Here is a 9,512-nt window from a genome sequence, read left to right as displayed (position 1 = left end):
CGTCTCCCCCCTCCCCCGCCTGCCGTCCCCCCCCCGGGTGCCCGGGTCCCCGGCCCCCCCCCGCCCCGCGGCCCGGGTCGACGGCGGGCCCCGAGGGTCCCGCCGGGCGGGGTCAGTCGAAGTAGTCCGGCTGCGTCTGGACGTTGAGCTCGTCCAGCCGGATCCACCTCGCGGGGTCGGTGAGGCGGTCGGAGATCTTGAGGACGTCGAAGCCCTTGGCGATGTCGTTCGAGTAGATGTGGCCGTTGTAGTAGTACGCGGACCACGAGCCGCCGACCGACAGGGTGGTGTCGGAGAGCGGGCCGCGCTCGAAGTAGGCGATCTCCTTCGGCTCGGCCGAGTTCGTGAAGTCCCAGACGGAGACGCCGCCCTGGTACCAGGCCTGGACCATGAGGTCCTTGCCCTTGACCGGGATCAGGGAGCCGTTGTGGGCGACGCAGTTCTCGGTGGCGGCCTGGTGGCGCGGGATCTTGAAGTAGCTGCGGAAGACGAGCTTGCGCTTCTTGCCCTTGCCGACGATGTCGTAGATGCCGTCGGCGCCCCGGTTCGGGCCGACCTCGGCGTTGCAGGTGGCCGCGCCGCCGCCGCCGAGCTCGTCGGTGAAGACGACCTTGTTCGCCTTCAGGTTGAAGGTCGCGGAGTGCCAGAAGGCGAAGTTGACGTTGTCCTGGACGCGGTCGATCACCCGGGGGCGCTCGGGGTCGGAGATGTCGAAGAGGATGCCGTCTCCCATGCAGGCGCCGGCCGCGAGGTCCTCCTCCGGCAGCACGGTGATGTCGTGGCAGCCGGTGGTCTTGGAGACGCCCGGGTTGGTGGGGGCGCCCGGGTTGCCGCCGCCGTCCGGGCCCTCGCCCGGGAAGAGGACGGGGAAGCCGACGAGCCTGGCCTTCTCGGGCGCCTTGCGGGGCACCTTGATGACCGAGATGCCGTCGTGCGGGCGCTGGCAGTCCGGCAGGTTGTCACCGGGGCCGTAGGACGAGACGTAGACGTACACGTCCTTGCGCTGCGGCACGATCGTGTGGGTGTGGGAGCCGCAGGCGGTCTCGACGGAGGCGACGTACCTCGGGTTCCCGATGTCGCTGATGTCGAAGATCTTCATGCCCTCCCAGGACTCCTTGACCGTGGCGGGCTGGGTGGTGCTCGCGCAGGAGTCGTCGCTCCGGGAGGAGTCGGTGGAGAGGAAGAGCAGGTCACCGGAGACCGAGATGTCGTTCTGGGAGCCGGGGCAGAGGACCTGGGCGACGGTCTTCGGGGAGCTCGGCCTGCTGATGTCGAAGATCCGGAAGCCGTCGTAGTTGCCGGCGAAGGCGTACTTGCCCTGGAAGGCGAGGTCCGTGTTGAGGCCCGGCAGGGCGTCCTTGGGGATGTTCGCCAGGTGCTCGATGTTCGGGGTGTGGACGATCTCGTCCACGCCGGGTATCTCGCCGCTCCGGATCGCGGAACGCGCTTCCGCGGCCTGCTCCGAGGAGACGGTGGCCCGCGTGGGGGCGTCTCCGGGGTCGGGGGTGGCGGCCACGGGCCCGGCGGCGAGCAGCGTGGCCAGCAGTCCGGCCGCGGCGGATGCCACGCCCAGGCGTCTGATCCGTCCGCGCGGGTCGCGCGCGGCGGTCGTGGTACGCGGGGTACGCAACGAAGTCACTCCGTCCTCCCTGGTGTCCGTTCGGTCCTGAACGGATGCTGGACCCCGGCAGTATCTTCCTTGCCGTGCACATCTCAACAGATGGCAACACAGACGTAATGAAGGATTCTGATCGGTACCCCGGAGAAAAGTGCTAGGAACGGACACGGTCCCGCAAGAACATCTGGAGGTCGCGTTGTTGATCCGCCGTCAGCGTGCCGTCGTCGCCGCGGCCCTCTGCGCCGCCGCCGTACTCGCCCTGGGCGCCTGCGACTCGGAGCCGGACGAGGGCTCGCCGCGGGCGGCGTCGACCGGGGGGACGGTGATCGCGCCGGGGAGGCCGGGCGAGCCGGCCCGGCGGGTGTCCCCCGAGGAGGCCGCCCGGCTGCTCCCCGACGAGAGTCCGAACGGCGCGGACTTCCGGTACGTCCAGATGATGATCGTGCACCACCGCCAGGCCCTGACGATGACGGAACTGGCGCCGGGGCGGGCGGAGTCCGACGGGGTCAGGAAGGTGGCCGAGCGGATCTCGGCCGCCCAGAAGCCGGAGATCGGCGCCATGGAGGGGTGGCTGAAGAGCAACGGCGGGCCGCGCGACCAGGGGGCGCACGACCACCACTCGATGCCGGGCATGGCCACGGAGGCCCAGTTGGCCGAGTTGCGGAAGGCCCGGGGCAAGGCCTTCGACGAGCTCTTCCTGAAGCTCATGGTCACCCACCACCAGGGGGCCGTGACGATGGCGGCGGAGCTGCTGGGCGCGGGCAACAACGGCCTGGTGGAGGAGATGGCGAACGACGTGATCGCCCAGCAGACCTCGGAGATCAACCGGATGCGCTCGCTGTAGGGGCGGGCGGCTCCCGGCGGCGGGCGCCTACCGGTCGCGGTCGGCCTGGGCCTCCGCCGCCGCGAGGACGGTGTCGAGGAGGCCGGGGAAGAGAGCGTCGAGGTCGTCCCTGCGCAGGACGTTGAGCTTCGCCGTCCCCCGGTAGACCTGCCGGACCACCCCGCTCTCGCGCAGCACCCGGAAGTGGTGCGTCGTCGTGGACTTGGTCACCGGGAGGTCGAAGTACGAGCAGCTCAGCTCGGTGTCCTCGCGCGCCATCTCCCGCACGATCCGCAGGCGCACGGCGTCCGCGAGCGCGTGCAGCACGTCTTCGAGGCGGATCTCGTCGCGCTCGGGGTGGTCGAGGACGCGCGGGCTGCTGGTGGTCGTCATGGCGGCGGCTCCACTTCATCCGGGAAGACGCCATTGTACGAGGGATCCCGTAGTTCGATGATCGCCGTAGTTTGACAAGGGCCGTAGTACGGTGAGTATCGTACGAGCGTCTTCGCGACATCCCGAGACCGAGGCACCCCCGAAACGGAGTCCGTCATGAGCGCCGCCCTGTTCGAGCCCTACACCCTGCGTTCCCTGACCTTCCCCAACCGGGTCTGGATGGCGCCCATGTGCCAGTACTCGGCGGTGGCGACCGGACCGGACGCGGGTGTCGCCCACGACTGGCACTTCGCCCACTACGCCGCCCGCGCCACCGGCGGCGCCGGACTGATCCTGGTCGAGGCGACCGCCGTCGCCCCCGAGGGCCGCATCAGCCCGGCGGACCTCGGCCTCTGGAACGACGCCCAGACCGAGGGGCTGCGGCGGATCGCCGGCTTCCTCAAGGAGCACGGCACCGTGCCCGGCATCCAGATCGGTCACGCCGGGCGCAAGGCCTCGACCGACCGCCCCTGGGAGGGCCGCGGGCCCGTCGCGCCCGGCGGCGACGGCTGGCAGCCCATCGGCCCCAGCCCGGTCCCGTTCGACGAGGGCCACCCGGTCCCGACCGAGCTGACCGAGGAGCGGATCCGGGAGATCACCGGGCAGTTCGCGGACGCGGCCCGCCGCGCCCTGGACGCCGGGTTCGAGGTCGTCGAGGTGCACGGCGCCCACGGCTACCTCATCGGCGAGTTCCTCTCCCCGCACAGCAACCGGCGCACGGACGCGTACGGCGGCTCCTTCGAGAACCGGACCCGCTTCGCCCTGGAGGTCGTCGACGCGGTGCGGGCCGTGTGGCCCGAGGAGCTTCCCGTCTTCTTCCGGATCTCGGCCACCGACTGGCTGGAGGAGCAGGGCTGGACGCCCGACGAGACCGTGCGGTTCGCCGCGCTGCTGCGCGAGCACGGCGTGGACCTCCTCGACGTCTCCAGCGGCGGCAACGGCGGACCGGCCCGGATCCCGGTGGGCCCCGGCTACCAGGTGCCCTTCGCCGCCCGCGTCAGGGCGGAGACCGGGCTGCCCGTGGCCGCCGTCGGCCTCATCACCGAGAGCGGACAGGCCGAGAAGATCGTCGCCGGCGGCGAGGCCGACGCGGTCCTCCTCGGCCGCGAGCTGCTGCGCGACGCCTCCTGGCCCCGCCGCGCCGCCCGCGAACTGGGCGCGGAGATCCAGGCGCCGTCGCAGTACGCCTGGGCGATCTGACGAGCTCCCCGGGGGGAGGCGGGGGCGCGTCCGGGAGGCGTTGTCGGTGGCCGGGTGCAGACTGGCCACATCCGTGACAAAGGCGTCCTGGAGGTGGCAGCCATGCCCGACGTACTCCTCACCGTGGGGACCCGCAAGGGCCTCTTCATCGGCCGCAGGCACGAGGGGCGGTGGGAGTTCGACGACCCGGCGTTCCCCGCCCAGGCGGTGTACTCGGTCGCCGTCGACACCCGGGGGCCGGTCCCGCGGCTGCTCGTCGGCGGGGACAGCGCCCACTGGGGCCCGTCCGTCTTCCACTCCGACGACCTCGGCCGGACCTGGACGGAACCGTCCCGGCCGGCCGTGCGGTTCCCCGAGGACACCGGGGCCTCGCTCGAGCGCGTCTGGCAGCTCCACCCGGCGCCGGAGCACTCCCCCGGCGTGGTGTACGCGGGGACGGAGCCGGCCGCGCTCTTCCGGTCGGCCGACGGCGGCGAGTCCTTCGCCCTGGTCCGGCCGCTGTGGGAGCACCCGACCCGCTCGCGGTGGGTGCCCGGCGGGGGCGGCGAGGCCGTGCACACCGTGGTCACCGATCCCCGCGACCCCGACGCGCTCACGGTCGCGGTGTCCACCGCCGGGGTGTTCCGGTCACGGGACGGCGGGGCGGCGTGGGAGCCCTCCAACGAGGGCGTGTCCGCGGTGTTCCTGCCGGACCCGCACCCCGAGTTCGGGCAGTGCGTCCACAAGATCGCCCAGGACGCGGGCGATCCGGACCGGCTCTACCTCCAGAACCACTGGGGCGTCTTCCGCAGCGACGACGCGGGCGCCGTCTGGTCCGACATCGGCTCGGGACTGCCCTCCGACTTCGGGTTCGCGGTCGCCGCGCACCCCCACCGCCCCGGCACCGCCTACCTCTTCCCCATCACGGCGGACTCCGACCGGGTGCCGGCGGGCCGCCGGTGCCGGGTCTACCGCACGACCGACGCCGGGGGCACGTGGGAGCCGCTGACGGCCGGACTGCCCGGGGGCGACCACTACGGCACGGTGCTGCGGGACGCGCTGTGCACGGACGACGCGGACCCGGCGGGCGTCTACTTCGGCAACCGGAACGGAGAGTTGTACGCGAGCGAGGACGACGGGGACACCTGGCGGCTCCTCGCCGAGCACCTGCCGGACGTGCTGTGCGTGCGGGCGGCGGTGGTCTGAGGCGTACGGACGGTGGCGGCGGCGGTCCGGGGCCTGGGCTGCGGACGGCGGCGGTCCGAGGAGCGCCACCGCCCGCGTGCCGGGTCAGGGCAGGCGCCAGTCCACCGGCTGCGCGCCCAGGCCGAGCAGGAGTTCGTTGGCGCGGCTGAAGGGCCGGGAGCCGAAGAAGCCCCGGTCCGCCGACATCGGGGACGGGTGCGCGGACTCGACCGCCGGGAGGCCGTTCAGGAACGGACGGGTGTTGCGGGCGTCGCGGCCCCACAGGATCGACACCAGGGGCTTGCCCCGGGCCGCGAGGGCACGGATCGCCTGCTCGGTGACCTCTTCCCAGCCCTTGTCCCGGTGGGCACCCGGCTTGCGCGGGGCCGTGGTCAGCGCCCTGTTGAGGAGCAGGACGCCCTGGCGTGTCCAGGGGGTCAGGTCGCCGTTGGACGGCCGGGGCAGGCCCAGGTCGGTGTGCAGCTCCCGGAAGATGTTCTCCAGGCTGCCGGGCAGCGAGCGGACCTCGGGCGCGACCGCGAAGCTCAGTCCGATCGCCATCCCCGGCGTCGGGTAGGGGTCCTGACCCACGATCAGGACCCTCACGTCGTCGAAGGGCTGCTGAAAGGCCCGCAGGACGTTCGGCCCTGAGGGCAGATAGGTCCGGCCCGCGGCGATCTCCGCCCGCAGGAAGTCGCCCATGGCCGCCACACGTCCCGCGACGGGGCTCAAGGCCTCCGCCCAGCCGGGCTCCACCAGTTCACTCAAAGGTCGCGCTGTCACGGTCCGTCACTCTACCGGCCTACAGTGACAGCGGGCCCGGACGTCCGCCCGGCCCCCTCCCACCCCGCACGAGGACGGTGCACCTTGGTTTCCGTGAACGCCCCCTCCGACGGTCCGGCCGGTCTGGTCGTCGGTGTCGACTCCGGTGGTTCGGGGCTGCGGATCGCCCTGGCCGACGCCGCCACCGGCACGGTGCTCGACGGCGGCGCCTCGCGCGAACCGGTGCGGACCGGACCGGGCGGGATCTCCGCCTCGCACTTCCTGGAGCAGGTCCTGCCGGCCGTCCGCGCCCTGGCGGAGCCCTTCGGCGGACGGCCGGTGCTCGCGGCGGCCGTGGGCGCCGCCGGCATGGCGACCCTCGGGGACGAGCTGCGGGCCGTGCTGCCGGGCGCGCTCGCGGAGGCGTGGGGGGTGCGGCGGCTCGCCCTCGCGGCCGACGCGGTCACCGCGTACGCGGGGGCGCTCGGACAGCGACCGGGCGCGGTCGTCGCGGGCGGGACGGGGATGATCGCGCTCGGCACGGACCTGACGGCCTGGCGGCGGGCCGACGGCTGGGGGCACCTCCTGGGCGACTGCGGCAGCGGCGCCTGGATCGGCCGGGCCGGTCTGGAGGCGGCGATGCGCGCGTACGACGGGCGGCGGGGCGGTTCGGCGGCGCTCCTGGACCGGGCCGAGAAGCTGTTCGGACCGGTGGCGGGGCTTCCAGCCGCGCTCTACCCGCGCACGGACCGGCCCGCGGTGCTCGCCTCCTTCGCGCCCGAGGTGGGGCGCTGCGCCCCGGAGGACCCGGTGGCGGCGGACATCCTCGCGCGGGCCGGCGCGCACATCGCGGAGGCGGCCGGGGCCGTGTGCCCGGCCGGGGCCGGTGCCGCGGTGGCCCTGACCGGGGGGCTTTTCAGGATGGGCGACCCCCTGCTCGTACCCCTGGGGGCCGCGCTCGGGGAGCTGCTCCCGCACGCCCGGACGGTGGAGGCGGCGGGCGATCCGCTGGCCGGGGCGGTCGCCCTCGCCTCGGCGCTCGCCACCGGGACGCTCCGGCTGCCGGAGGACCCGTCGCTGCTCCGGCTGTTCGGCGAGGAGCCCTCGTAGCGGGACGTCCTCGCAGGTGGGGGCCGGTGCGGCGGCCCGGAGGGCGGCCGGACGGGGGCGGAGGCGGGGCCCGAGGGAAGCGGAAGCGGCTCCGGGACCGGACATAGGGGGACAGAAGGCGCGTGACCGCACCTCAGCGAACGGCGGCGGGGGCGAAACCAGTAGCATGCGGCGCCATGAGCTCCCCCACTGGGCCTGCTTCCGGCCTGCCTGTACGAATGCCTCGACCCCGCCAGTCCGGGCGGCACCGTCGCCCCGAACCCGCGGCGGCGCCCGAGGGCGCTCCCGCGCTGGTTCTCGCCGTGCCCGGCGTGCCGTCCGCCGCCATACGCTCGCTGGCCGAAGAGGTCGTGAGCATCGCCCGTTCCGAGCTGCCCGGCCTGGAGGCCGCGATCGGCTTCCTGGAGGGCGACGACGCCGAGTTCCCGTCCCTGGCGAACGTGCTGACGGCCGTCGAGGCGCTGCGCACCCAGCGGTACGAGCTGGCCCTGGCCGCCGGCCGCGAGGTCACCGCCCCGACGGGCCCGGCCGCGGTCGTCGTCCCACTGCTCGCCGGTCCGGACAGCGCCCAGATGCGCCGGGTCCGCCAGGCCGTGATGGACGGCGGCAACACCGCCGAGCTGACCGACGTCCTCGGTCCGCACCCGCTGCTCGCGGAGGCGCTGCACGTGCGCCTGTCGGAGGCGGGCCTGGCCCGTGCCGACCGCGCCCGCCTGTTCACGGTCACGACGGCCGCCGACGGCATCATCCTGGCCACGGTCGGCGGCGAGGAGGCCGTGCAGGCCGCCGGGATCACCGGCATGCTGCTGGCCGCGCGCCTCGCCGTGCCGGTGATCGCCGCCGCGCTCGACCAGGAGGGCTCGATCGCCTCCGTCGCCGAGCAGCTGCGCGCCGCGGGCTCGGAGCAGCTGGCCCTCGCGCCGTACCTGATCGGTCCCGAGCTGGCCGAGGGGCTCCTCGACGAGGCCTCGAAGGAGGCCGGGTGCGCCGCCGCCGAGCCGCTGGGCGCCTACCCGGCGATCGGCAAGCTGGTCCTCTCGCAGTACTCGGCCGTGCTGGGCATCCCGCCGCAGCAGCCGCAGGGCGCGCCCGCGCTCTGAGGGGCGCGACGCCGTTCGCCGTTCCCACGGAAGGGCCCGCACCGGACGGTGCGGGCCCTTCGGCGTGTCCGGGGCCGGGGCGGGACGGCCCCCGGACTCGGACGCGGCCCCGGACTCGGCCCCGGACGCGGCCCCGGACTCAGCCGAGGACTCAGCCGAGGACGACGCAGGAGGCCGCCGGGGCCTCGATCGCGCCCGCGCGGGACGGGACGCCCGTTCCGGGGTCGAGGGCGAACCAGGTGACGTCGCCGGAGCGCTCGTTCGCCGCGTACAGGTGCCGCCCGGAGGGGGCGAGGGTCAGGTCGCGGGGCCAGGTGCCGCCGCAGGGCACGGTGGCGGTCAGCTCGGCCTTCGCCCCGTCCGGGTCGAGGGCGAGGACGGCGAGGGTGTCGTCGCCGCGGATCGCGGCCCAGAGGAAGCGCCCGTCGGGGGCGACGACCGCCTCGGAGGGGTAGCTGGGGCCGGGGGTGCCCTCGGGGACGACGCGGGTCTCGCCGAGCGGTTCGAGGGTGCCGGTCTCCGCGTCCCAGCGGCAGACGGTGAGGACGGGCTCCAGCTCGTGCAGGACGTACGCGTGCGTGCCGGACGGGTGGAAGGCGAGGTGGCGCGGGCCGGTGCCGGGGCGCAGCGCGGTCTCGCCGTGGAGGGCGGGCCCGTCGGCCGCGGGGTCGAGGGAGTAGGTCCACACGGAGTCGGTGCCGAGGTCCACGCTCAGGGCCCAGCGGCCGCTGGGGTCGGGGAGCACCTGGTGGGCGTGCGGGCCGCTCTGGCGGTCCGCGACGGGGCCGCTCCCCTCGTGGCGCAGGACCGCCTCGGCGGGGCGGACGGTGCCGTCGACGGCCAGGGGCAGGACGGTGACGCTGCCGGAGGTGTAGTTGGCGGTCAGGACGTGCCCCCCGGCCAGGGAGAGGTGGGTGGGTCCCGCGCCGTCGACGGGGACGGGCGCGCCGAGCGGCCGGGGCGCGGGCCCGGTGACGTCGAAGGCGGCCACGGCGCCCGCGTCGGTCTCGGACACGGCGTACAGGAGGGGGCCCGCGAGGGCGAGGAAGGAGGGGTCGGCGACGGCGTCGCTCGCTCCGGTGACGGTCAGCGCGCCCGTCCCCGCGTCCACGTCGGCGACGAGGACCCCGCGTCCGCCCGCCGAGGTGAAGGAGCCGACGTACGCCCGTACCGCGCCCTCGTGCTCCCGGTTCCCGACCGTTCCTGCGTCGCCCACGGCGTCTCCCCTGTCCCGGCGCCGGTCGCGTTCGGCCGGCCGTTCGCGGCCGACGGTAGCAGGGGTCTAGACCAAAGGGCCGGAACC

Annotated in this window: 9 protein-coding genes; 5 read left to right on the top strand and 4 right to left on the bottom strand. The window is 74.5% G+C overall.

The window, feature by feature from the left end; translation table 11 throughout:
- Positions 1 to 112: 112 nt before the first annotated feature.
- On the bottom strand, positions 113 to 1,639 hold the full coding sequence (locus tag ACWGSR_RS25620; protein WP_376234530.1) for an LVIVD repeat-containing protein: 1,527 nt from the start codon (positions 1,637 to 1,639) through the stop codon (positions 113 to 115).
- Between the two features lie 175 nt (positions 1,640 to 1,814).
- Here ACWGSR_RS25620 and ACWGSR_RS25615 point away from each other — a divergent pair, with 175 nt between their 5' ends.
- Positions 1,815 to 2,462: a DUF305 domain-containing protein gene (locus ACWGSR_RS25615; RefSeq protein ID WP_376234527.1), complete on the top strand. Its 648-nt coding sequence runs from the start codon at positions 1,815 to 1,817 to the stop codon at positions 2,460 to 2,462.
- A gap of 27 nt (positions 2,463 to 2,489) precedes the next feature.
- Here the strand turns inward: ACWGSR_RS25615 and ACWGSR_RS25610 are convergent, their stop codons facing one another.
- Positions 2,490 to 2,834 (bottom strand): ArsR/SmtB family transcription factor, encoded by a 345-nt coding sequence (locus ACWGSR_RS25610; RefSeq protein WP_453569292.1) that lies wholly within the window; start codon positions 2,832 to 2,834, stop codon positions 2,490 to 2,492.
- Positions 2,835 to 2,990: 156 nt separating this feature from the next.
- Here ACWGSR_RS25610 and ACWGSR_RS25605 point away from each other — a divergent pair, with 156 nt between their 5' ends.
- Together ACWGSR_RS25605 and ACWGSR_RS25600 are read left to right on the top strand one after the other, a co-directional pair.
- Complete coding sequence (locus ACWGSR_RS25605; RefSeq protein WP_453569289.1) at positions 2,991 to 4,073, top strand: NADH:flavin oxidoreductase/NADH oxidase; 1,083 nt, start codon at positions 2,991 to 2,993, stop codon at positions 4,071 to 4,073.
- A gap of 102 nt (positions 4,074 to 4,175) precedes the next feature.
- The gene (locus tag ACWGSR_RS25600) at positions 4,176 to 5,258 is read left to right on the top strand and encodes a WD40/YVTN/BNR-like repeat-containing protein (RefSeq protein WP_376234519.1); all 1,083 of its coding nucleotides are present in this window, start codon (positions 4,176 to 4,178) and stop codon (positions 5,256 to 5,258) included.
- Positions 5,259 to 5,342: 84 nt separating this feature from the next.
- Here ACWGSR_RS25600 and ACWGSR_RS25595 read toward each other — a convergent pair whose 3' ends face one another.
- Positions 5,343 to 6,020, bottom strand: a complete 678-nt coding sequence (locus ACWGSR_RS25595) for a uracil-DNA glycosylase (RefSeq protein WP_062757865.1) — start codon at positions 6,018 to 6,020, stop codon at positions 5,343 to 5,345.
- Between the two features lie 84 nt (positions 6,021 to 6,104).
- Between ACWGSR_RS25595 and ACWGSR_RS25590 the strand changes: the two genes are divergently transcribed.
- Together ACWGSR_RS25590 and ACWGSR_RS25585 are read left to right on the top strand one after the other, a co-directional pair.
- Positions 6,105 to 7,109 (top strand): N-acetylglucosamine kinase, encoded by a 1,005-nt coding sequence (locus tag ACWGSR_RS25590; protein ID WP_453569286.1) that lies wholly within the window; start codon positions 6,105 to 6,107, stop codon positions 7,107 to 7,109.
- A gap of 176 nt (positions 7,110 to 7,285) precedes the next feature.
- On the top strand, positions 7,286 to 8,209 hold the full coding sequence (locus ACWGSR_RS25585) for a sirohydrochlorin chelatase (protein WP_376234515.1): 924 nt from the start codon (positions 7,286 to 7,288) through the stop codon (positions 8,207 to 8,209).
- Between the two features lie 151 nt (positions 8,210 to 8,360).
- Here ACWGSR_RS25585 and ACWGSR_RS25580 read toward each other — a convergent pair whose 3' ends face one another.
- On the bottom strand, positions 8,361 to 9,425 hold the full coding sequence (locus ACWGSR_RS25580; RefSeq protein WP_453569283.1) for a lactonase family protein: 1,065 nt from the start codon (positions 9,423 to 9,425) through the stop codon (positions 8,361 to 8,363).
- Positions 9,426 to 9,512 lie beyond the last annotated feature (87 nt).

The sequence above is a fragment of the Streptomyces sp. NPDC055632 genome, assembly GCF_053618675.1.
This window is presented reverse-complemented; position numbering and strand designations above follow the sequence as displayed.

Coding starts and splice junctions, on each gene's coding strand:
- ACWGSR_RS25610 (WP_453569292.1), bottom strand. CDS start 2,834: ATGACGACCACCAGCAGCCCGCGCGTCCTCGACCACCCCGAGCGCGAC.
- ACWGSR_RS25605 (WP_453569289.1), top strand. CDS start 2,991: ATGAGCGCCGCCCTGTTCGAGCCCTACACCCTGCGTTCCCTGACCTTC.
- ACWGSR_RS25600 (WP_376234519.1), top strand. CDS start 4,176: ATGCCCGACGTACTCCTCACCGTGGGGACCCGCAAGGGCCTCTTCATC.
- ACWGSR_RS25585 (WP_376234515.1), top strand. CDS start 7,286: ATGAGCTCCCCCACTGGGCCTGCTTCCGGCCTGCCTGTACGAATGCCT.